This is a genomic window from Providencia sp., from assembly GCF_052096715.1.
GTDB lineage: Bacteria > Pseudomonadota > Gammaproteobacteria > Enterobacterales > Enterobacteriaceae > Providencia.
In genome coordinates, this window is record NZ_JBQDNB010000014.1 from 23,797 (window position 1) to 48,293 (window position 24,497).

A 24,497-nucleotide genomic window follows, 5' to 3' on the forward strand; every position below is an offset into this window, starting at 1 on the left:
CCCATCTTATTATCTAATAAAAAATTAGTATCTAAAATAAAAAGTCATACATCATAACTCACTGATTTATTATTATTTATTTTATAATCAAAGAAAAATAAATATGAAACATTAAGTCTAACTCGCTTATAATATCTAAATAGATTATCAATAATAAGCAGTAGAGACACGCATGTCCCTACTGCCTCATTTTTATTTTATAACCACGTTCCAAATCGTTTTATATAAAACTGTTTCATTAACTGAGCCACAACACAATAGCTTACTAATGTTAAAACAAGCCATGGGAAATACTCAATAGGTAAAGGCTGCAATCCAATCATTTCACCAAATGAAGAAAATGGAATATAAAGTCCTAACGCCATCACAATTCCGGTTGTTAATAATACAGGCAAGGCAGCTGTACTTTGAATAAATGGAATTTTTTGTGTTCGTAACATATGAACGACCAGTGTTTGCGATAACAGTCCTTCAACAAACCATCCTGATTGGAAAAGAGCCTCATGTGATATATTGTTAGCTTCAAATACATACCACATAAGCGCAAATGTTGTGATATCAAAAATAGAAGATGTTGGGCCAATCCAAATCATAAAGCGGCCGATATTTTTTGAATCCCATTTACGAGGACGTTTTAAAAATTCTTTATCCATTTTATCCCAAGGTAATGCTAATTGGGACATATCGTACAATAAGTTTTGAACCAATAAATGAATCGCTAACATCGGTAAGAAAGGAATAAATGCACTAGCAATTAAGACTGAAAATACATTCCCGAAGTTTGAGCTCGCCGTCATATTCAAATACTTAATAATATTACCGAACGTCTCTCTTCCTTTGATTACCCCCTGCTCTAAAACCATTAAATCCTTTTCAAGCAAAATAATATCCGCTGATTCTTTCGCAATATCGGTTGCTGTATCGACAGATATTCCCACATCAGCATCGCGCAAAGCGGGTGCATCATTGATACCATCACCTAAAAATCCGACTGTGTGCCCATTAGCTTGTAATCGTTTCAGTATTCTCGATTTTTGTAATGGTGTTAGCTTACAAAAAACAGAAACTTGCTCAACCCTTTCACTCAGCTCCTCGTCACTGAGCACCTCTACTTCGAGTCCACTCATAATTTCACTGACATTTAACCCAACATCATGGCAAATTTTTTCAGTAATAATCGCGTTATCACCAGTAAGCACTTTTACTGTCACCCCATTTTCACGTAATGCGGCAATAGCTTTTATAGCACTTTCTTTTGCAGGATCAAGAAACGTTAAAATACCTTGTAATTCAAGTTGTTGTTCTACCTTGGCAGATAAAGGTAAATGCGCTTCTGAATTATTCAGCACCCGAGTTGCAAGTAATAAAACACGAAAACCTTGTTTATTATAGTGACTAACTAGTTCTGTTATTTTCTCTCTTGCAGATCCATCTAAAGAGCACAACTCACCATTTTGTTGATAATATTGGCATGCAGCAAGCATCTCTTCTGCTGCACCCTTACAAATTAATAAGGCATCTCCTTCTGGAGTCATAACTGAAACCGATAGCTTGCGACGAATAAAATCAAAAGGAAGCTCATCAATTTTTTGATAGCCTTTTAATTGCTCAATCTTTTCGTTGCCTCTGCCACGACGAACAATAGCTTGATCCATCATGTTCTTAGCACCACTTTGATGGAAACTATTTAGCCATGCTAACTGCAAAACCTTATTGTCGGTTTGCCCATAGCTATCCAGATAGTGTTCTAAAATAATACGATCTTGCGTTAATGTGCCGGTTTTATCCGTGCATAGCACATCCATTGCCCCAAAGTTTTGAATTGCATTTAATCTTTTAACAATCACTTTGTGCTTAGACATTGCGATTGCACCCTTCGCAAGATTCGAACTCACGATCATAGGTAGCATTTCAGGTGTTAAACCAACAGCAACCGCCAATGAGAATAGCGTCGCTTCAAACCAATCTCCTTTCGTAAATCCATTGATTAATAAAACAATTGGAACCATGACTAGCATGAATCTAATTAACAACCAACTCACACTATTGACGCCACGATCAAACGCGGTCTGAGCCCGACTACCAACAATTGATTTAGCCAACGATCCTAAATACGTTTTTCCACCTGTAGCAACCACTATTCCTCTCGCAGTCCCACTTGTGACATTCGTTCCCATCAAACAAATATTAGAGATCTCTAATAATTCATTCTCTGACGGAGAGATAGCATCACTACTTTTGGCGGTTATATCCCCAAGCGTGTCATATTTTTCAACTGGGATGGATTCTCCCGTTAAAATTGCTTGGCTAATAAATAAATCTCTTGATTCAACCAACTTGAGATCGGCAGGCACCATATCTCCGGCAGATAATAAAACAATATCACCAGAAACAAGGCATTTGATAGGCACTTCTTTACGCGTGGAGCGGCCAGTTTTACTATCTCTTCGAAAAACAGTTGCGGTAGTTCGAACTAAGGATTTCAATGCTTCCGCGGCTTTATTCGTTCTATACTCCTGCCAAAAACGTAATAAACCACTCAGAAGAACCATGGTGACGATAATAATAACGCCAGTTAAATCAGTTTCTTCTCCATGACGCTCTGGAATGAGAAAATCAGTAAAAAAACTCACCACAGCTAATATGATTAATACAAAAATAAAAGGATTTTTAAATGAGGAAATTAGTTGTTTCCAAGCTGGGGGAGCTTTTTCATGAGCAACTTCATTTTCACCGTCAGTCACCAAGCGATCTAAAGCTTCGTTTTCAGATAACCCAAGCATGTTAGTTTGATACTCATTGAGCACTTGCTCGATGCTTTTACTCGCTTGTTCGCCAACAATATATTTTTGACGTGCAGGTATTTTCACGCTTTTGCGTTGATGTCTTAATTCAGTCATAACATTATCTCGAATACAGCACTATGTGCTTTTTCAAATGCTATCTAACTGAAAAAGAATTATATTTTCAGCTAGATAGCGTCGTTTTATATCTCCATGACGGAGGGTGGTCGTCCATTTCGGCTCCTATAGTTAATTAACTTTCGGCATTCAAGCAGGTAGCTCTGATGCCACTTTCCAATTGATAGCACTAACACTTTGTTCAAGACTAATACGGCATACCAATGCTTCTATTTCTTTTTGCTCCGCTGGTGTCGCAAGGAATTCAGCGCAAACTTCTAATTGTTCCGGTTTTAAAGTATCAGCACTACTGAGAGATTGCAGGCGGATATGTAATCCATTAATTGCTTGTAGAATCAATGTTCTAACTAAAATCTCATCACTTTGATGACACATTACTCGCATTTTGTAACGCTGCTCTACATCAAGCGCTTGCTGCTGAGGTTGTCGATTAATACGTGATGCCGCTTCTCTTAACAAAATATTGGCGCAAAGGATTAACAACGTTGCCATCCATGCTAAGGAATATTGACCAAGGCCACATAAAACACCAATTCCAGCGGAACACCAAAGCGTTGCAGCTGTGTTCAAACCGCGAATATTCATCCCTTCACGCATGATCACTCCGGCCCCTAGAAAGCCAATACCCGACACTACTTGTGCCGCAATACGACCTGGGCTATCAGGTGATGTTGTCACTGAACTCAGAATAAAAACGGCCGCGCCTGTGGCAACTAACGCATTGGTTCGCAGACCAGCCATACGTTGGCGCCATTGACGTTCAGCCCCAATTAATGCCCCCATACACATAGCGGCAATTAGATTTAAAATATCAGGAGTAAAAAGCATAATTGCTCCTCCAAAAATGAATTGGATAGCGATATATATGCTTAATTAAAAGCATATAGCCTAATTATTGAATAACAGCGTTATTCGAATACTATTAGCTATTGCCTGGAGGGAATAAAGAATAAAAATAGATCAACATAATACTCACCCAATACAGCCGTAGTGAATTACTCATAAAAATGAAATAATACTCATATAAATATTAGGGGTATGCGTGATAGGAATATCAGACACCGCCCGCCATAGTGGCAAGCAGTTAAAAGAAAAGACGATTAATTACTTGCCATACATTAAGTTTTTAGTACAACTCTGACTGTCCAATTAATAATCTCCGTAATAAAAGCTGAGCTGAGTATAGAGGCGTAATTTTTGTAAGTAAAGAATAAAATGTTAATAAATAGAATATTATTAATCTCTTTATTTATTCTTATTCATCTATTGGTGTAACAAAAATACCTTCAGTACTTTCTTTTTCATTAAAGAACCAAATACCACCTGGATATTCAGGTAATGAAATTAAATACATAACCCCTTCATTAAAAGGTTCAATCAATAGTATTGTCCCTTCGCGACGCGCTTGCCCATCAGTTTTAACATAAACGCGATCATTAATTTTCATAATATAAAAATCCTCCAATTTAAAGTTAACCTAAGACTGTCAATGTAGCGCATACGAAAAAGCCCGTCATTAAAAATGACGGGCTTTAGAAAATTAGTTACGTAATTTAGCTTAGATAGCGTTTACGTTAGCAGCTGCTGGACCTTTAGCACCATTTTCGATGGTGAATTCAACTTGCTGGCCTTCTGCCAGAGTTTTGAAACCAGCGCCTTGAATGGCTGAGAAGTGTACGAATACGTCTTTGCTACCATCAGCTGGAGTGATGAAACCGAAGCCTTTAGACTCGTTGAACCACTTAACTTGACCTTTCATTTTGTCGGACATTTGCACTTTTCCTATATAACATCAAAAAAACTTGCCTTTTGGCATAATATGGCCAGAGTCAGCTATTTAATAGGGAAGTACCAAGATATTGTGTCAGGATAAAAAATCATCAATAACAATAATGCTACTGACAACATTCTTCTTTATAACTCACTAACTTAGTCATCGTACATCAAATAGGACTGCTAAACAGGCCGACGTTTATTAACTCATGAGTAAAAGATAATAGCAACTATTTTATACCCACAAAGTATAATTTTTTGCTATTTTTTCGACTAGGTCACTTTTCACTTTTTTCATTAACAATGAATTTGCATTTTATTGATAATTTAAAGAATTTTTTAAATTTCACTGTGAAAAAAATCTAAAAATGTCAGTAAGAAAAATCTGATACAATGACAATCACATTAAATATTTTTTTTAACTGATATATAACAATTTCACCTACACATGATACCCTCATAGCATAGATGTTCTACTAGAGAGCTATCACATATGAATATTATCAAACAAATACTTATAGAAGATTTACAAACCATCAACGAGAATGAAAAACGTGATGGAAAACCTTATTTCAATAGTCAATTTCTGATCGGTCATCCCTATTTATGTATTGGTATGGTTGCCGCTTACATTCCATTAGCTATTATCCTTTGGTACGCACCTTACTTTGGCCCCTATTGGACACTGGGTATCACCCTATTATTCTTAATATTAACGAGCGTATTATTATTTGATGTTAAGCCTGTTTACCATTTTGACGATATCGGTATTCTTGATTTACGCGTCTGCTATAATGGTGAGTGGTTTGTCACTGAACCCGTATCTGATAATGCCATTAGTAAAATACTTGATTCAAAAGAAGTTAATAGTTCAATCAAGCAAGAAATTTCTCGTTTATTAGCATTAAAAGGGACAATTTCGTTTTACGATATTTATCACATTGCTTTTCCTGAAGTTTCAGCACCCGAACAAGCAAAACTTGCTACTCAAAATTAAGTTATATCAATCAACTAGCGTAAAAATCAGTCATAATGAGCAACGAATAAGCATCTGAAATTTTTTTATGTTTTTATCGTTGACAGCCTGAGGCGATGTCGTTAATATCCGCCTCGTTCTCAGGAACAAAGTAATTCCTCCATAGTTCAGTCGGTAGAACGGCGGACTGTTAATCCGTATGTCGCTGGTTCAAGTCCAGCTGGAGGAGCCAAATTTAAGAAGCCTGCCTTGTGCGGGCTTTTTGTTGTCTATCGTTTGCATTACGATTTAAAAATACCGCCTCCCCTTGCTAGACGTGGATCTCTAGCTATTATATTTTCAACTTTGCTATTATTTCATTATTACGACTTAATTTTTCTTCTCAATCTTATAAGCCTGCTTTATAACTTCTACTTTTTCATCTCTTTGGCTCAATTTCTCTACTTAGCGCCACTGCATGCCATCACTCGTTATTCCTTTTTATTTAATAACTTCGGCGATTAAGGAATGTTCTCATCTATATTCATATCCATCTTCGAATAAATAACATCCTAATTGCTTACTTAACACCCACTTAGTCATTTTTTTTATTTTTATGCTTTACAAGTGAAAGCAGGATGGGTAATATGCGCCTCGTTCTCAGGAACAATGCAATTCCTCCATAGTTCAGTCGGTAGAACGGCGGACTGTTAATCCGTATGTCGCTGGTTCGAGTCCAGCTGGAGGAGCCAAATTTAAGAAGCCTGCCTTGTGCAGGCTTTTTGTTATTTGCAGTTTTTCGAAATAATATTGTTTGAAAAATTGCACGTAGCAAAACCCACGTAACAAACCAACAAATTTAATCTAGCTAAAGCGCCTCTCACGCTAAAATACCCCCATCAACCTCCCCCTCTGATTTTATTTTACCTACCTCTATTTATAATTTACCGTTAAACATCAGATTGTTGTTTCCATTTTATTATCATTTTTATATTCCCATAATGCTTTTCGATGAAACTTCCGACAATTCGAGCAGATAACAGGCAGTCAGTGCAATTTTGTTGTTTTCCCCTTTGACATTAAAGGTGGAGGACGCTAATATCCTCTGCGTATTAAGGAGTTCCTCCATAGTTCAGTCGGTAGAACGGCGGACTGTTAATCCGTATGTCGCTGGTTCGAGTCCAGCTGGAGGAGCCAACTTAATATATCCTTTCTATTATTCTTACGTTATAAATCCTGTTGACTACCTTATTTAAAGTTCACCTCAACCAAAACAATAAATCTCACATACCCTTCAAAAATGATTAATTAACATAGCTATTTTTTTGCTTTCGCTTTATCATTCTTTCCCGGCCTGAGCACTCGGTTTATAAGTTAAAATTTATAATCCAGCTCAAACTCATATCCTACCTTTACGGAGCCGGTTTAATGACAACTGTAACTACCCTAACGATCCGCCGCCCAGACGATTGGCATGTTCATTTTCGCGACGATGAAATGTTAAAGACTGTTGTGCCGTTTACGAGTCAGTTTTTTGGTCGAGCCATTGTCATGCCTAACCTTGTCCCACCCATCACCACGATTGAAGCCGCCAAAGCATACCGTGAGCGCATCATACAGGCAGTCCCTACGGGACACCAATTTACACCATTAATGACCTGCTACCTCACAGACAGCGCTGATGCTAACGAAATAATTAAAGGCTTTCATGAAGGCGTCTTTGCAGCTTGTAAACTCTATCCTGCGAATGCAACTACTAACTCTAGTCACGGCGTCTCTGATATCAAAAAAATATATCCTGTGCTCGCTGCTATGGAACAAGCTGGCATGCCATTGCTTATCCATGGAGAAGTCACCGCAAGTCACATTGATATTTTTGACCGAGAAGCGCTATTTATTGAGCAAGTCATGTTGCCACTAAGGGCTCAATTTCCGCAATTAAAAGTTGTTTTTGAGCATATTACAACCAAAGAAGCCGCCCAGTATGTCTTAGAAGCTAATGAATTCACTGCTGCGACGCTCACACCACAACATTTGATGTTTAATCGCAACCACTTGCTTGTTGGTGGTGTTAGGCCACACTTGTTCTGCTTGCCTATTTTAAAACGTAATATTCACCAAGTAGCACTACGTGAAGCAGTCGCTTCCGGTTGTGACCGTTTCTTCCTCGGAACGGATACCGCACCACATATTCAATCACGTAAAGAGTCTTCTTGTGGCTGTGCGGGTGTATTTAACTCCCCGACTGCACTGCAAGCTTATGCAACAGTATTTGAAGAACTCGGTGCATTAGCCCACTTTGAAGCTTTCTGTTCATTGAATGGACCTAAATTCTACGGTCTCCCGGTTAATGAAGGCCATATCACGCTCACAAGAACCGAAAGTATAACTTGCGAGTCAATTCACTGTGATAACGATAAATTAATTCCATTCTTAGCAGGTGAAGACTCTCGTTGGTCTATCTCTATTACTAACGCATAATTTAATGGGGGGAGTTGAATAAGCTTCCCTTAATTTCTTTGAACGACATCACTTTATTTTTGCATTTACTGTCATTAATGTGAAAAATGATCTTTATTTACTATCTTATTAGCCAAATCCTCTTATACTCAATATTGCTCGTTGTAAGCACTTTGCTCTTAGTCAGTTATAGATATTAATTATTTATCACGCCGTTTGATTAGGAGGTTTTCATGAATAGAAAAGATGATGTGATCCAAACCCACTCCGTTGTTGGCTGGGACATCAGTACTGTTGATGCATACGATGCAATGATGTTACGTCTGCATTATCTCCCAGAAAAAAATGAAAATATTGAGAGTGCCATTGTTGATAAAACAATGTGGTTAACAACAGATATCGCTAAACAACTTATTAATATTCTTCAAGCAGGTATTGATAAAATTGAATCTGGCGAATATATACAGCTTAATATCAAAAAACACTAGTTGCCTAAATAGGTATTTGGCTAAAATCAAATACCTAATTCCAATCAATACAACTAAAATATTCACCATAAAAATAGTAACATGAGATATTTACTGTTTTTATTAATATTTAATAATAATTAGCTAAGAATTAATTTAAAATAAAGACACTATTGATTATTTTTATTATTACTTAGTTGACTTCCATATCATTTTCAATTTATTGTAACACTCTTTCTGAACAAGGATGTTCCCTATGCGAATATTAGTTATTGATGAGTGTTATTACACCCGACTTGGTATTACTGAATATTTATCTTCTAATGAAAAATTAGAGTTTATTAGTACAGGGTGCATTGATGAAGCGATTACATTTATAAATGATATACCTCCAAGTATTGTGCTAGTTAATTTAACCTATTACTGTCATTATTCTAATTATTGTCCAACGTTAAAAAGATTATTAAATAACTCAGCAAATATTCGTTTCTATATCTATATAAATGCCACCTATCCATCAACAGATAGACCATTGTTATTAAAAGATAATTTTTTCATTATGTCTAAAAATATTATTATTCAAACGCTCGATAAAGTCGTCAAAGATCCAGAACAAATAGAGCAAATAACCAAGCTTGCAAATAATATTGACTCATCTATATTCACAGCGAAAGAACAAAATATTATTAACAACTGGATGAATGAAACGCCTAATCATATTATCTCTCGAAAGTTAGGCATTAGTAATAGCACGGTTTATTCACAAAAAAGACATATCACTTCTAAAGTTTTTGTTAAAAATAGAATTGAACTTTTTTTTATATACAACGTTTTTAAATATTTGTATTAAAAAAACCCTTATAATAAGGGCTAAAATATAGATAAACTAAATCATTTATTATTATTTAATAAGCCATCGGATAAACGGTGGCGTGATTTATTAAAGATTTGGTTACTAACCTCACGTCCTGCACGACGAGCACGTTGTTGTTCTTCAGGCAACTTCATTTCTTCAGTGCAAGAAACACTACAACACCCTTCATATTTTTCAGCACAGCTTGGGCACTGAATAAACAATAAATGGCAACCATCATTGCTACAGTTCGTATGAGAGTCACATGGTTCACCGCATTGATGGCACTGTGCTAACATATCTTCTGTTATGCGTTCGCCCATACGGTTATCAAAAACAAAGTTTTTACCTTTAAATTTCAAGGGTAAACCTTGTTCTTTCGCTTTACGTGCGTACTCAATAATACCACCTTCAACGTGGTAAACATTTTTAAAACCATTATGCAGCATATAAGCACTGGCTTTCTCACAACGAATGCCGCCAGTACAATACATCACCACATTCTTGTCTTTTTGCTGCTGTAACATTTCAACAGCCATTGGAAGCTGTTCTCTGAAAGTATCTGATGGCACTTCAAGTGCATTTTCAAAATGGCCAACTTCATATTCGTAATGATTACGCATATCAACGAAGACCGTGTTCGGATCATCAATCATGTCGTTGACTTGATGCGCTTTCAAATACTGCCCTGTATTGGATGGATCAAACGTCTCATCATCAATACCATCAGCAACAACACGGTCACGCACCTTCATGCGTAATACCCAAAATGATTTTCCATCATCATCAATTGCAAGATTTAACCGTAAATTGTTTAAGACAGGGTCTGTACCATAAATCACTTCACGCAATGCATTCACATTGGATTCGGGTACACTGATTTGCGCATTAATACCCTCTTTCGCAATATATACACGACCAAAAACATTCAAACCTTTAAATTGCTGATACCAATTATTACGAAATGCAGCAGGATCTTGAATATTAAAATACTTATAAAAAGAGATAGTTGTACGTGGCTCACTTTCAGCCAACATGCGTTCTTTAAGAATTTTGTTTGAGACTTGATTATGTAACACTGGCATGGTGTTCTCATTTCCTTTATAACTTGATAATATTTAACGATTTAATATCAATGCGTCCATAAATTGCCCACATTTGATCATTCCTAATATTATCGCTGTAATTATGTTAATAAAAAACCTTTTTTTTGAAAGGTTATTGTTAGCAGAAATCATCATAGATTAATTATAGGCGTGACTTATGAATCATGCCCTATCGCTGAACATGAACAAAAACTGTTTGTCATTTAATAGTGATATTTTTATACACTGATATATTTATTGCTCATCACTGTTATGTTATAACATGCTATCCCATGTGCAATTAACTAATGATAATGATTAAATTAACTTTTTTCCTTTTGATGCTTTTTTGTTTAACGTCGACAAAAACTATTGCTCATCCGCATAGTTTTATTGATATGAGAATAGCGATTGATACTCAGCAAGATAATTATTCAGGGATAACTTATATCTGGAAAATGGATCCGATGACTTCAGCCGATATAGCTTATGAACTCAAAGGGATAAAAAATGATGATCCGCGCTGGAAAAAACAAGAAGCCATCATTATGGCTAATATTTTGGTACAAAATTATTTCACGGATTTTTATTATCAAAATAAAAAAGTAAAATTTAAAACAATCCCAAATAGCTATCGTTTACAAAAAGACGGTTTTCAGCTGGTATTCACATTCAGTACCTCATTAGCACAACCTTTACCTATCGCTAATTCACTGGTTGAAATATTAACTTATGATCCAACGTTCTATGTCAGTATGACTTATCAAAACAAACAACAAATCGACGTTCCTTTAGAAATCGCAGCTCATTGTAATGTCATATTGAAAGAAGCAGAAATTACCGATGCTATGCGTAGTTACGCATTTTCTTTAGATACCGACCAATCTCCAGATGAAGATCTTGCGCTTGGTAAACAATTTGCTCAAAGGGTTAATATTCAATGTCCTTAACTTCTTCACAAGCAAAAAAATCAACTAAGTCTATCTATATCTATTTGATAATAATTGTTTTAATAGGTTACAGTGCTTGGGAAATTTATCAGTATTGGGGAGTTTGGTTGCAACAAAGTGTGATTTGGCAAAAAGAACTCAATCAAGGGTTAGCAACCTTATTACAAGCCACTTCAACCGACCCTCTATACGCAGGCAGTACACTCGTTGCCGTCAGTTTTTTATATGGTTTGCTACATGCACTGGGGCCAGGCCATGGGAAATTAATCATCACCACCTATATTGCAACGCAATCCACCTATTTAAAACAAAGCGTTATTATCAGTTTGCTCGCATCACTACTACAAGGTTTTGTTGCTATTTTACTGGTTTCATTTGTGCTAATTATATTTCAACTTTCAACACAACATTTAAATCTTGCCAGCCGATATGCTGAACAACTTAGCTATGCTTTTGTCATTATTTTAGGTCTTATTCTGTGTTTGACTGCGATACGTCAATGGTGGCGTGAAAGTAGAACAAAAACATACCGTTTTCATCATTTACAACCTATACCCTCTTCAAACAAGCCTATCTCACTAATCAAAAGTCAAGTTTTATCAGTAAATTCAGTACAATGTGATTGTGGCCATAAACATGTTGTGCAAGAGGAAGATTTACAACAGAACCTAAAAGCAAAAATATTCATTATATTATCTATGGGACTGCGCCCCTGCTCTGGCGCCTTATTAGTCTTGCTGTTTTCTTATGTAATTGATGCTTATATCTGGGGAATTATTGCCGCTTTAGCTATGGCTGTAGGGACCGCGATCACTATTTGTGCCATTGCTATATTTGTTCATTTTATGCGCTACAGCGCCTTACGAGTTTCTCAGTCAAAAGGCATCTATTTGCATCCCTATTGGCGTATTGCACTCAGGCTAGTCGCAGGTATTATTTTTGTACTAATTGGTGTATTGATGTACCAAAGTTTGATGATGAGTGAAGTGGTTTCGCCTTTCCTTTCGCCACGAACTTTCTGATAGTAGCGAAAAAAGGGAGGGCTCCCCCTCCCCGGCACTTGCCGAATTTACGATGCGGTAGCCACATCGTATTTGCGCAATGTCAACTGCTTAAAATAAGGGCTGCAACCGTCTATGGCTATGCAGGGCAATATAGGCAACAACCCTTTACTACTTCGTTACTACTAACTAATAAGCTCAATACGTGCTGGCAAACCTTGTCTAACTGAAGCGCCCGATACCCAATCTAACCAAGTGTTGGCGACTTCACGTGTTGGATCCGCGAAACCTAAATCATTTAAGTTGATACCAGAGCCATTTGCCTTATTCATTGGCATTGGATTACCATCTAAATAGTGCTGCTTAGCGCCCATTTCGGTATGTCCATAACCATGTTCAATAGCAAGCACACCAGGCATCACTCCATCTAATACACTGATTTGAGCTTCTCCATGACCACCTGGCGTCGTGATACGAACCCAATCACCGTGTTTAACCCCCATTTTAGCAGCATCATCTGGATGAATAGCCACTAAGTTTGTTGGTTTCACATGTCGTAAGCGCTCAATCATCGTCGTTGAGCTACTCATCACATGCGATTTAAATGACATCATTTTTAATGGCCACTCTTGCGGTGGGAACACTTTATTGACATCGTCACCGTTTGCCATACGTGGTGGGTAGTAGGTTGGACAGCCGCTGTAGCGTTCGCCAGTAATAGCATGACGGTTAATCGCGACAGTTGGATTCCAAATTTGTAGTCCTTTTTTCCATTGTGGGCCTGTTGCATCACCATCCCACGATTTCTCGTATGGTGCAAAACGACCACCACGGGTATAAATATAAGCAACGCGACGCACCTCTTCAGGTTTTAATGTACGCGTCATTTCAGGTAGAATTCGAGCTACACCACTAATTTGAATATCTTCTGTCGCCGCCTCTGGCGCAGGTTTTTCACCTAACCATGCCATATTTGCAGCAACACGCAGGTAATAGTCTTCTGCACTGTTTAATGGATATTTATTACCGTCCATGTCTTCAATTACGTCATCACCAAAACCGGGCAAATTCAGCGCTTTTGCGACTGCAATACAGAAAGTTTCCATCGAAACCGGCTGACCATCAGCAGTTTTAGCTGTGCGTGATTCAACAATTGGCCAACGTGCAGTACTGGCTTTAACCTGAACACCTGCCCAAGGTGCACTAAATCCCCAACTTTCAAAGTTATGAGTATCCGGCACAATGTAGTCCGCCAGTGCCGTCGTTTCATTCATGAAAGCATCAATACCAATAATCAATGGTAGATGTTTTGGATCTTTCAGTTTTTCTTCCATTACCTGACGAATACCTGCAATACCATATACAGGGTTAGTCATATTAGTAATCCACGCTTTGAGAGAATACGGATATCCCATCAATGCTGAAGCCAATTGCTCAGTAAGCTGACCTTTAGCAAACGGATACCAAGGTGCTTTCGCCGGATATGGCTGTTCACCTGCGGCAATGCGTGCTTTAAATTCATCTGATTTTTCATAGACTTCATTACTGCGCGATAATACGACACCTTTAGGTTTCACTTTACCTTGATAGCTGGCCATTTTGTAACGAGGACCATCATTTTCCCCGTTAAATTTGCCGCCACCTACTGAAACACCACCTTTAAGGTTTAAATTGCCAATTAATGCATTGAGCATAATAACTGACCATGCTGTGTAGAAGCCGTTGCCGCCCATCATTCCACCATGTGAAATAACGGCCGCTTTTCTATCATAAGAAGTAAGTGCTTTACCCAGTGATTCAATCGTTTTCACTGGAACTTGGCAGCGTTCGCTATATTCTTCAAGAGTCATGCGATTTGCTGCTTCTTTAAGGCACTGGAAGCTGGACTTTACTGTTACTTCACTACCATCGTGTAACGTTACAGAACGCGTCACAAACAGGTCTGCATTCGTCACATCATCAGCAAGTTTTAGTTCACCTGATGCGTCTTGGACTAAAAAGGCTTTCTCATCTTCACCTTCTCCAGTCATATATGATGAAATTAATAACTTACCTGCTAATGGATGCGCGTCATCGGTAATCACTAAGTGAGTTGAGTTAGTCCAACTTTTCTCACCTGCCTCTTCCATGGTTTTTTCACTTGGTACACTCAGATATTGCGCATTGTAACGTTCATTCTCGATAATCCAACGGATCATCCCCATCACTAACGCCGCATCGGTTCCCGGTTGAACAGGAACCCAGTGCCCATGATCATTTGCCAGCGTTGTCGTTAAAGGCAATGCTGGTGCGACAACCACATAATTAAATGAATCACGCAAACGTGCAGTCGCGAGTTGGCGGCCTTGACGCTTAAACGGGTTTCCTGACTGTGCTGGCGAAGTGCCAATAAATAAGGCAAAACGGACATGATCCCAATCTGGTTTAACGTGAGCATTTTTATCCAGATCATCCATTAATGCACCTGAGCCCGCACGATATGCAAGACCACAATAGGCACCATGAGCACCAAAATTTTTACTACCAAAACCATTTTGAGCGAAGCGACGAATAAAGCCATCGCGCCCATCGTCACCAGCATTGGTGACTAATAATTGATTCGCTTTTGGACCCAATTTAGGCTGCGTTGGATCTAATGGCGTTTCAAGGTCACGGATAGCTCTTAGTCCATCCACATGACCTTCACCAAATAGATTTCCTCCCTCAACCACTTCTTTAATCAACTGCTCAAAGCTGATACGTTCCCATTTACCTTCTCCGCGTTTACCTACGCGTTTCATCGGCTCAAGGATACGTAGTGGGCTAGTTAAACCCTCCATCAAAGTGGCGCCGCGAGCACAGGCTGTCGAACGATGTTCGAGTCCACTCTCTCCGCTCATTTTTGTAAATGCAGTTTTCAGCGGCATTCCATAAGGAAAATGTTTTTCATGGGAAAGTGGATGATAAGGATTACCCGCTATCCGCAGCACTTCGTTTTTAGCGGTATCGACACGGGCACGAATACCACATTGAGTCCAACAACCAAAGCATTGAGTCATCGCGATGACTTGTTCAGGATTTTCCTGCCAGCCATTGGCTGCCTGTCCTTCCGGACGTAAAGAGTTACCGTTAATCCTATCAAGTGTGACTTTACCTGAAGTACCGTTAACTAAGCCATCCACTGCACTTTTGGCAACATCGCGGTAGCTCGCACCAAATAACGCGATACCACCGACAACTAAACCACCTTTAAGCCATTGACGTCTTGAGAATTTAGCCATGTTGTACTCTCCTTGCAAACCAACGAACACCTTCACGAACAATAATGATTAACGCTATCCACAAACCGAATGTCCCAATGATTGCCATCAATCCATCAGAGCCAAGCGGGAAATGATATGGGTTTGCAATAATGTTATATTTTGGTACCGCTTGAACTTCCATCAGGAAAATCCAACGTAATACCCAAGCCAATGCCATCGAAACTAGTGCAAGTACAGTAATGTAAGGTACTGAGCGAGTAGCTTTAACATTACAAACCGACATAACAAATGCCGCTGCCCATAATGCGCAAACGCCGATTAACATCCACCAGCCAGGGCTTGCAAGTGTTAATTGCTGACGTACCGCCATGCCGGAAATGGTATCGCCTGACAGCCACAACGCAAAACACACCACGAACAGAAGTAATGTAATCACTTGGAAACGCGCTAAGCGATTTTGATATTGAGGCTCACGACGTGCACCAAGGCTCACTAACGCAGGTAGCACTTGCAGCGCGCTAAGGAACATGAGAACGGGTATCCACCAGCTAAACCAAATTGGTCGTGCATTCAATACTGATGCTTCGCGTCCGGTATATAACAATAGTCCAATCGCAGAAAGTGCCGCTAATAACGCAATCCAACGGGTCGCCTTAAACTCTTTTTTCCAAACCAGTTTCACAATTAACGCGACAAAATATAATCCCATAAATGTGGTGAATAATGGCAGCAATACAGAGCCCCACCACATCCAAGACCAAAAGGTAGGATGCGCATAGAAATGCCAAACCCTGGCGGTTTGATGCAAATCTGCGGTTAATGCCAATGGTGCAGTAATCCCCATGGTGATAGCGATAAAAGCAGAAATCATTTCTAAACGGCCATTTTCACTTTTATTTTGCCAATGGAGATAACAAGCATAAAGCACCGCGCAAGACGCAATACCAATGAAGAAGAAATATTGTACTGCCCAAGGTAGCCAAAAGAATTCTTGTGGCTGAGCCATTATTTCTGAAATATAAGTCACTTGGCCATTCATCAGAACACCTCCTGCCATAATGCGGGTTGACCTTTATCTTCTAATGGCTGAACAAATGCGTCATCCAGACCGATATAAAAGACTTGTGGTAAGGTGCCACTTTCTGGTTTCAGCACTTTAATTTCAGCTTCATGCTCAGTGAGCATTTTACGAATAGTGCTATTAGGGTCTTTAAGATCACCGATAATACGTGCACCGCCCACACAAGATTCAACGCAAGCAGGCAATAATCCGACCTCTAAGCGATGGGCGCAAAATGTGCATTTATCTGCAGTTTGTGTTGAATGGTTGATAAAACGGGCATCGTAAGGGCAGGCTTGTACGCAATAGGCACAACCCACACAGCGTTCGTTATCAACGACGACAATGCCATCTTCACGCTGAAAGGTTGCTTGTACTGGGCAAACCGGTACACAAGGTGGATTATCACAATGATTACAAAGGCGCGGTAGCAGAACGTTAGTCAACCCTTCTTCGCCTTTCACTGCAACTTGATACTGGTTAACTGTCGTTCTAAATTGTCCTTGAGGTGTCTGGTTTTCAACTGAACAGCTCACGGTACAAGATTGGCAGCCAATGCAACGACGTAAGTCGATGAGCATTCCATAACGTTTATCTGGATTACCTTCTCGACGCGTTGGGGAAAGGCTAAAACCAGCTTCTGCAATCGGAATTAACGATGCACCAGCGGTTACAGCCCCTATTTGTTGTAGAAATTTTCGTTTACTCAGATCCATAATCGGCTCCAGTATTGACATTGCTAATGCAAAAATAAAAGTTAATTATCAATATGTTATTGGTTTTAAAAGTTTTATTGGCTATTGATGTAGCCTATTTTAGATAACCGTCGAAATTCTTATTTCTCTTTAAAGTCGGTATGCTATCTTTGTTTCTCATAAACCCTAAATCATTCAAGATGCTTACTACCTGTGCAGCTTGAAGTATGATGGGAATGGCTTCATTGTAGGGAGAGACGAACGCCCCCCCTATTGTGGTTTACCACATACCTATCGCTAAATTGATCTAACGCAACGAATAACCTAAATATGTTAAAAAAATCATCTATGCCGTTGTATCACATACTAATAATAGTGCTGCTAATGTGGTCAATACCGACTATGGCTGCTCAATGGACAATTGGCGTGCTCGCCTTGCGTGGCCCAAGTTCAACCCAATTACATTGGCAGTCATTAATTGATACGCTGAATGAATCCATTCCTGGTGAACGCTTCACGTTGCAACCGCTCAATCTTGATGAAATGAAAGACGCTATTTCTCATCAAAAAATTGATTTTTTACTGACTAATCCAGCACAATTTATTCAATTAGATAGCCGATACCATCTACGTTGGTTGCTTTCGTTACGTTCAGATGTCGAACCGAACAGCACTACTCGCAATGTGATTGGTAGCCTGATATTAGTGCGAGCAGATAGCGATATTAAAGATGTGAACCACTTGATAGGAAAAAAGGTCGGTGCAATTTCACCAGATGCTTTTGGTGGTTACTTGTTAGGTTACAAGGTATTACGCGATATGGGATATGATGCAGAGAAAGATTTCCGAATGCAATTTCTCGGTTTTCCTGCGGATGCCTTACTGTATGCTTTACGTGATAGTTCGCTGTCAGCCGCTATCGTTCCTGTTTGTTTGTTGGAGAACATGGATAGCGAAGGATTGATTGATAAACAGCAATTTCGCCCATTAATTCAACATTCAAGTTCACTCTCTTGCCTCACCAGCACAGAGTTATATCCTAATTGGTCCTTTGCGGCATTAAGTGGAGTCCCTGATAATCTGGTCGATAAGGTGACGAAAACGTTACTTTCCACAGATAATACGACAATGCGTTGGGGAGCACCCGCTTCAGTGACTCAAGTCGAAACCTTATTGCGTGATGTTAATCAACATCCACAGCAACGCCAAGTTTGGCAAGATATTGTCAGTTGGACGATACAACACCAAATCACTATTAGTATTATTGCGTTATTTTTTATTTTATTAGGGATCAATCATGTCTGGATTGCTTTTCTAGTCAGGCGTCGCAGTCGCCAACTCGAAGTTGCCCACAACCGCCTGCGTCAGCAGGAAGCTAATTTACAAAAAGCTCAGCGTTTGAATATCTTAGGTGAAATGGCATCCGGCTTTGCCCATGAACTAAATCAGCCATTATCTGCCATTCGAAATTACGCTCAGGGCTGTATTTTACGTCTGAAAAAAGAATCTGATGACCACCCGCTTATTGGCGCGCTCACTAAAATTGATCATCAGGCGCAGCGTGGTGCGGATATCATTCGTAACTTACGCCTTTGGGCAGGAAAGCCAAGTCATGATTCAAGCCAACAACTCAATCAGCAGTCAGTCAAACAAACCATCAACCATATTTGGCAACTATTGCAAGTTGAACAATATGGTTCAGGTACACAATTATTATTGCCTGATACTGATGATGTTATGCTTAAATTACCCGAGACATTGCTCGACCAGTTACTTTCCAATTTAATTAGCAATAGCCTACAAGCTGGTGCTAACACCTTAAGTTTTGAGTTCCATTTTGCTCAAGACCGCTTTTTATTAGTATTGCAAGATGATGCTGGTGGGATGCAATCTGAGCAATTAGAACAAGGCATTACCCCTTTTGCGACAACAAAAAAGGAAGGTTTAGGACTTGGGCTAGTTATTTGCCAGAGACTTATCCAAAGTCAAGGCGGCGACATTCGGATTGAAAATAATATCACTGATGATGGACTTAATGGCTTAAGGGTGACGTTAATTTTCAGCTATCCTTAATTTTTCCGTCAATAGCGCATGTTTTGCCACACAATTGATAACATTCACCTTGGTGATGTGTGACAATCATAAGCTGAATATTTTCAATAATATGTGAAACCACACAATAATCGATAACATGACTCTGTGAGGTAATAATCAATGCCCGTTATTCATCTGGTGGATGACGACACCGATGTCACCGATGCCTGCCAATTTTTACTCGAAACACTTGGTTATTCGGTTACTGTTTGGAATGATAGCGAACAATTTATTCAGCAAGCATCACTTCATCAAGAAGGTATTGTCTTACTTGATATGAGAATGCCTAAACTTGATGGACGGCAAATTCATCATCTACTTAAAGAGCAACAAAGTACGCTTGCAGTTATTTTTCTTTCCGGTCATGGGGATATTCCTATGGCTGTCGAACAAGTCAAACTCGGGGCGATTGATTTTCTGCAAAAACCTATTGATAGCCAACAACTGGCTATAACACTTGAACATGCACATTTGCAGACCGCCAAAGCCACCGAGCGTTACCTAATTAAACAGCGCTATGAAACCCTGACGCCAAGAGAAAAAGATATCTGTAAATATGTTCTGCAAGGCTTAATCAATCGTGAAATTGCAGATATCGCTTGTGTCTCTGTTCGTACCGTTGAAGTACATCGTTCACGAGTTATGGACAAAATGGCAGTACGAAATTTAGCTGAATTAATGATCACCTTACAAACTGCTCATATTTTAAATGAATAATTTGTTATAATTACCACATTATCGATAACCTGCTATTGCTTTGATAGCAAACAACTCTATATCGGAATCTAATGATACAGGCACCAACGTTTAAACTCAGTTTTCTACACCCTCGTTACTGGCTCACTTGGTTTGGTACAGGTGTACTTTATGTCCTCGTGTTACTGCCTTACCCAGTTATTTACTGGATAGGGACACGTTTAGGTCGCCTATCCAAACATTTTCTAAAAAAACGTGCCTTAATTGCTAACCGTAATTTGCAATTGTGTTTTCCAGACATGAGCGAAGAAGAACGTCGCCAAATGGTCGATAAAAATTTTGAATCTGTCGGTATGGGCGTATTTGAAACGGGCATGGCTTGGTTTTGGCCTGACTGGCGTGCACGCCGCTGGTGCAAAATAGACGGCCTACAGAATATGAAGGAAGCGCAAAAAACCGGGCGCGGCATTATCGTTGTGGGCATCCATTTCTTGACCCTCGAACTTGGTGGGCGAATGTTTGGTATGCATAACCCGGGAAATGGCGTTTACCGCCCGAATGATAATCCCGTCTACGACTGGCTTCAAACCAGAGGCCGCCGACGTTCTAACGATGTCATGATTGACCGCAAAGATCCTAAAAGTATGGTACGCATTTTACGACAAGGTAAAATTCTGTGGTATGCACCGGACCATGATTATGGCCCACGTAACAGCGTTTTTGCGCCATTCTTTGCCGTCAAAGATACCGCCACGACAACCGGTACCTCAATATTAGTACGAATGGCTAATCCATTAGTGATCCCTTTTACACTGCGTCGTATGCCAGCAGCTAAAGGTTATGAACTACTTATCCAGCCTGCTGTTGATGGTTTCCCTAAAGATGATGAAGTCGCAACCGCAGCCATGATGAATAAGCTCATTGAAAAAGAAATTTTAAGAGCACCTGAACAATATATGTGGCTACATCGTCGCTTCAAAACACGACCGGAAGGAGAGCCCTCCTTATATGGTGATTTGCATCATTAAATCGATGAAGCGGCCGTTAGTCATATAACCGCCGTTTCGTTCTTAAGGAATAAGTTAGGAGTCTATGCTTAACAGGAATACTTACTGGAAACGTAATTTGTATGTCGTATGGTTCGGTTGTTTTTTAACTGGCGCGGCATTTAGCCTGATCATGCCTTTTCTCCCCTTATATATTGAAGAACTCGGCGTAACTAACCACGCCTCATTAAGCCTATGGACTGGTGCAGTTTTTAGTATCACGTTTCTATTCTCTGCAATTGCAGCCCCATTTTGGGGGCGATTATCTGACCGAAAAGGTCGAAAACTCATGTTATTGCGCTCAGCCCTTGGTATGGCTATCGTCATGGTGCTCATCGGTTTTGCGCAAAATATCTGGCAACTACTCATCCTCAGAGCCATTTTAGGTCTTCTGGGGGGCTTTGTTCCCAATGCCAATGCGTTGATAGCAACTCAAATACCGATTAAAAAAAGCGGCTGGGCAATGGGCGTACTTGCCACAGGTGCAGTGAGTGGCGCATTGATAGGTCCATTGATTGGTGGCTTACTCGCTGACCAATATGGTCTGCGCCCGGTATTTTTCATCACCGCCAGCGTATTATTCATTTGCTTTTTTGTGACATTATTTTATGTTCGCGAACGTTTTACACCCGTTTCTCGTAAAGATGCCTTAACTGGCAAACAGGTTTTTGCTTCTTTACGTAATAAAAACTTAGTCATTAGTTTATTTTTTACCACCATGATTATTCAAGCAGCAATGGGATCAGTAAATCCGGTAGTCACCCTCTATGTTCGAGAACTCTCTGATTCCATCGAAAACTTGGCGTTTGTCAGTGGTATGATAGCTTCCATTCCTGGTGTTGCAGCACTGATAGCAGCCCCTATGCTAGGTAAGCTTAGCGATAGAATAGGACCTGAAAAGGTCTTGTTGGCAGTATTAGGCGCATCAATATTTGTTCTTTTCCCGATGGGACTCGTCAGTAATTATTGGGAACTTGGTGCTTTACGCTTTTTACTCGGTGCTTTAAATGCTGCACTGTTACCCGCGGTACAAACTTTAATTTTGTACAATATTTCCCATCAAGTTACTGGACGGATATTTAGCTATAACCAAGCACTACGAGACGTCGGTAATGTTACCGGACCGTTAATGGGATCTCTGGTCGCCGCGACTTATGGGTTTAGAGCTGTATTTTTTTTTAGTGCAATATTGGTACTCATTAATCTCATTTACTCATGGTCGGTTATCAGAAAACAATCTGATGGCCTTCGTGCTGAGCCCAGTGAATAATCGTTAAGTGAACAATAAATGAACTGATATTCTTTGCGTAAAACCCTAGCTATTTATAGGTATTACAGCATTTTATGCATAAGTCTATCTTTTATCTCTCTAGTGCATTGTTTTTATTATACTTAATCGATTCAAAATTCTTGCTTTTATTGTCAACTAAAATCCTGTATTGTCCCCTACCTTATAGTGAAAAATGAGAGTTACATCGAACTTTCACCTTAAAACTACATATATTGCAATAAATTTATTCTGCTTATAGATGATTCTATAATAATGTATGTTAAAAATATGTTTACACCCTGAAAGTTAACATATCTATATATTGACACCTAAGCACTTAGCTTGGTGTTTTTTATCAGACACACATCTCAAGAGATAATTTATCGGAGTTCTCAGATGAATAATTCTGCGACTAAAACAAAAACATTTTTCGGGCATCCGTACCCACTAAGTTCACTTTTCCTCACTGAAATGTGGGAAAGATTTTCTTTCTATGGCGTTCGTCCACTACTCATTCTGTTTATGAGTGCCGCATTACTTCAAGGCGGTATGGAGCTGCCTATTGAACAAGCCTCAGCGATTGTGGGTATCTTTGCAGGTGGCGTCTACATTACGTCATTACCGGGCGGCTGGTTAGCCGATAACTGGTTAGGTCAACGTAGAGCCGTTTGGTACGGTTCTCTCATCATTGCACTTGGTCACTTGTCTATTGCCATGTCTGCAATTTTAACCAACACCTTCTTCTTTGTGGGCCTTTTACTGATTGTGTTAGGTACAGGACTGTTTAAAACCTGTATCACCGTAATGGTTGGTACTTTGTATAAAAAAGAAGATACACGCCGTGACGGTGGTTTCTCACTATTTTATATGGGTATTAATATGGGGTCATTTATTGCCCCTCTCATTATTGGCCCTTTGCATGAAAAATATGGCTGGCACATTGGCTTTGGTCTTGGTGGCCTAGGCATGTTAATTGCGCTGTTAGTCTTCCGTTTTTATGCAATCCCACAAATGCGCCGTTATGACAAAGAAGTTGGATTAGATTCAACGTGGAACCGCCCTACTGTACAACGTAAAAATGTCGGTAAATGGGTCTCTTTGGTGATGGTACTGCTCGCTGCATTAGTTATTTTAATCGACAATGGTACGATCCCATTTAATGCCTCAATGATAGCGAAGAGTTCGGCTTACATTATCTCAACATGTGTCGGTATCTATTTCGTATTTATGTTCTTCTTTGCAGGTTTAAATAGCAGTGAGCGCTCGCGTTTATTGGCCTGTTTAATTCTGTTAGTTGCCGCAGCATTCTTCTGGTCAGCATTCGAACAAAAACCGACTTCATTTAATATTTTTGCTCGCGATTATACTGATAGGCAAATGGGTGATTTCGAAATCCCAACGATCTGGTTCCAAGCGATTAATGCGCTGTTCATTATTATATTAGCTCCACTGTTCAGCTGGTTCTGGCCATCATTGGCTAAACGCAACATGAACCCGAGCAGTATGTCAAAATTTGTAGTCGGTATTTTATTTGCGGCGGGTGGCTTTGCAGTGATGATGATGGCAGCAAACCACGTTCTCGCAACACAAACGGGCGTATCGCCATTTTGGTTAGTGGGTAGTATTTTATTACTGACTCTTGGTGAGTTGTGCCTTAGCCCGATTGGTTTGGCTACAATGACCTTATTAGCGCCACATAAAATGCGTGGACAAGTTATGGGGTTATGGTTCTGTGCCAGTGCGTTAGGTAATCTAGCGGCGGGGATCATGGGTGGAAATATCCGTAAAGATCAACTGGATTCAATGCCTGAGCTGTTCTCCCATGTCTCAATCGCATTAATCATCTGTGCGATTGTTTTGGCTATATTGATAATACCAGTTAGAAATATGCTTAAAAATGCGGATAAAAACGAAGCGAAAGCGAGCTAA

Annotated in this window: 19 protein-coding genes and 3 tRNA genes; 14 read left to right on the forward strand and 8 right to left on the reverse strand. The window is 39.5% G+C overall.

Annotation, left to right across the window (positions count from 1 at the left end):
* Positions 1-197: 197 nt before the first annotated feature.
* The 4 genes from mgtA to cspE form a co-directional block, all read right to left on the reverse strand.
* The gene (gene mgtA / locus ACTH6U_RS12155; RefSeq protein WP_441832285.1) at positions 198-2,900 is read right to left on the reverse strand and encodes a magnesium-translocating P-type ATPase; all 2,703 of its coding nucleotides are present in this window, start codon (positions 2,898-2,900) and stop codon (positions 198-200) included.
* A gap of 150 nt (positions 2,901-3,050) precedes the next feature.
* The gene (locus tag ACTH6U_RS12160; RefSeq protein WP_441832286.1) at positions 3,051-3,749 is read right to left on the reverse strand and encodes an MgtC family protein; all 699 of its coding nucleotides are present in this window, start codon (positions 3,747-3,749) and stop codon (positions 3,051-3,053) included.
* Between the two features lie 427 nt (positions 3,750-4,176).
* A complete protein-coding gene (dsrB, locus tag ACTH6U_RS12165; RefSeq protein ID WP_294107229.1) occupies positions 4,177-4,368 on the reverse strand; it encodes a protein DsrB in 192 nt (63 codons plus the stop codon).
* Positions 4,369-4,479: 111 nt separating this feature from the next.
* Complete coding sequence (cspE, locus tag ACTH6U_RS12170; protein WP_294107230.1) at positions 4,480-4,692, reverse strand: transcription antiterminator/RNA stability regulator CspE; 213 nt, start codon at positions 4,690-4,692, stop codon at positions 4,480-4,482.
* 495 nt (positions 4,693-5,187) lie between these two features.
* On the opposite strand from cspE, the gene ACTH6U_RS12175 reads away from it, so the two are divergent.
* The 7 genes from ACTH6U_RS12175 to ACTH6U_RS12205 all read left to right on the forward strand — a co-directional run bounded on the left by ACTH6U_RS12175 (position 5,188) and on the right by ACTH6U_RS12205 (position 9,426).
* Positions 5,188-5,691: a YlaC family protein gene (locus ACTH6U_RS12175; protein ID WP_294107231.1), complete on the forward strand. Its 504-nt coding sequence runs from the start codon at positions 5,188-5,190 to the stop codon at positions 5,689-5,691.
* Between the two features lie 135 nt (positions 5,692-5,826).
* Positions 5,827-5,902, forward strand: a tRNA-Asn gene (locus ACTH6U_RS12180).
* A 423-nt stretch (positions 5,903-6,325) separates the two neighbouring features.
* Positions 6,326-6,401 (forward strand) — tRNA-Asn (locus tag ACTH6U_RS12185).
* A 369-nt stretch (positions 6,402-6,770) separates the two neighbouring features.
* A tRNA-Asn gene (locus tag ACTH6U_RS12190) sits at positions 6,771-6,846 on the forward strand.
* Positions 6,847-7,077: 231 nt separating this feature from the next.
* The gene (pyrC, locus tag ACTH6U_RS12195) at positions 7,078-8,130 is read left to right on the forward strand and encodes a dihydroorotase (RefSeq protein ID WP_441830203.1); all 1,053 of its coding nucleotides are present in this window, start codon (positions 7,078-7,080) and stop codon (positions 8,128-8,130) included.
* A gap of 212 nt (positions 8,131-8,342) precedes the next feature.
* Positions 8,343-8,597, forward strand: a complete 255-nt coding sequence (bssS, locus tag ACTH6U_RS12200) for a biofilm formation regulator BssS (RefSeq protein WP_441832287.1) — start codon at positions 8,343-8,345, stop codon at positions 8,595-8,597.
* A gap of 235 nt (positions 8,598-8,832) precedes the next feature.
* Entirely contained in the window at positions 8,833-9,426 is a 594-nt protein-coding gene (locus ACTH6U_RS12205; protein ID WP_434718645.1) for a LuxR C-terminal-related transcriptional regulator, read from the forward strand.
* Positions 9,427-9,467: 41 nt separating this feature from the next.
* On the opposite strand, the gene trhO is transcribed toward ACTH6U_RS12205, so the two are convergent.
* A complete protein-coding gene (gene trhO, locus ACTH6U_RS12210) occupies positions 9,468-10,514 on the reverse strand; it encodes an oxygen-dependent tRNA uridine(34) hydroxylase TrhO (protein WP_441832288.1) in 1,047 nt (348 codons plus the stop codon).
* 341 nt (positions 10,515-10,855) lie between these two features.
* Between trhO and ACTH6U_RS12215 the strand changes: the two genes are divergently transcribed.
* Both ACTH6U_RS12215 and ACTH6U_RS12220 read left to right on the forward strand, forming a co-directional pair.
* Complete coding sequence (locus ACTH6U_RS12215) at positions 10,856-11,464, forward strand: DUF1007 family protein (RefSeq protein ID WP_294107329.1); 609 nt, start codon at positions 10,856-10,858, stop codon at positions 11,462-11,464.
* Complete coding sequence (locus tag ACTH6U_RS12220) at positions 11,455-12,486, forward strand: nickel/cobalt transporter (RefSeq protein ID WP_441832289.1); 1,032 nt, start codon at positions 11,455-11,457, stop codon at positions 12,484-12,486. Before ACTH6U_RS12215 ends, ACTH6U_RS12220 begins: the two co-directional genes overlap by 10 nt.
* Before the next feature lie 164 nt (positions 12,487-12,650).
* On the opposite strand, the gene ttrA is transcribed toward ACTH6U_RS12220, so the two are convergent.
* From ttrA to ttrB, 3 genes are read right to left on the reverse strand one after another with little or no spacing between them, the layout of a single operon-like run.
* Positions 12,651-15,725, reverse strand: coding sequence for a tetrathionate reductase subunit TtrA (gene ttrA, locus ACTH6U_RS12225; protein ID WP_441832290.1), 3,075 nt, complete (start codon positions 15,723-15,725; stop codon positions 12,651-12,653).
* The gene (gene ttrC, locus ACTH6U_RS12230) at positions 15,718-16,764 is read right to left on the reverse strand and encodes a tetrathionate reductase subunit TtrC (protein ID WP_434718641.1); all 1,047 of its coding nucleotides are present in this window, start codon (positions 16,762-16,764) and stop codon (positions 15,718-15,720) included. The genes ttrA and ttrC overlap by 8 nt, the downstream gene beginning before the upstream one ends.
* Positions 16,746-17,483, reverse strand: a complete 738-nt coding sequence (ttrB, locus tag ACTH6U_RS12235) for a tetrathionate reductase subunit TtrB (RefSeq protein ID WP_336430797.1) — start codon at positions 17,481-17,483, stop codon at positions 16,746-16,748. Before ttrB ends, ttrC begins: the two co-directional genes overlap by 19 nt.
* Before the next feature lie 327 nt (positions 17,484-17,810).
* On the opposite strand from ttrB, the gene ttrS reads away from it, so the two are divergent.
* The 5 genes from ttrS to ACTH6U_RS12260 all read left to right on the forward strand — a co-directional run bounded on the left by ttrS (position 17,811) and on the right by ACTH6U_RS12260 (position 24,497).
* Positions 17,811-19,535 (forward strand): tetrathionate respiration histidine kinase TtrS, encoded by a 1,725-nt coding sequence (gene ttrS, locus ACTH6U_RS12240; protein WP_441832321.1) that lies wholly within the window; start codon positions 17,811-17,813, stop codon positions 19,533-19,535.
* A 141-nt stretch (positions 19,536-19,676) separates the two neighbouring features.
* Entirely contained in the window at positions 19,677-20,273 is a 597-nt protein-coding gene (gene ttrR / locus ACTH6U_RS12245; protein WP_294107240.1) for a tetrathionate respiration response regulator TtrR, read from the forward strand.
* 71 nt (positions 20,274-20,344) lie between these two features.
* Positions 20,345-21,280 (forward strand): Kdo(2)-lipid IV(A) acyltransferase, encoded by a 936-nt coding sequence (locus tag ACTH6U_RS12250; protein WP_441832291.1) that lies wholly within the window; start codon positions 20,345-20,347, stop codon positions 21,278-21,280.
* A gap of 64 nt (positions 21,281-21,344) precedes the next feature.
* On the forward strand, positions 21,345-22,568 hold the full coding sequence (gene mdtG / locus ACTH6U_RS12255; protein ID WP_294107242.1) for a multidrug efflux MFS transporter MdtG: 1,224 nt from the start codon (positions 21,345-21,347) through the stop codon (positions 22,566-22,568).
* Positions 22,569-22,964: 396 nt separating this feature from the next.
* Positions 22,965-24,497 (forward strand): peptide MFS transporter, encoded by a 1,533-nt coding sequence (locus ACTH6U_RS12260; protein WP_441832292.1) that lies wholly within the window; start codon positions 22,965-22,967, stop codon positions 24,495-24,497.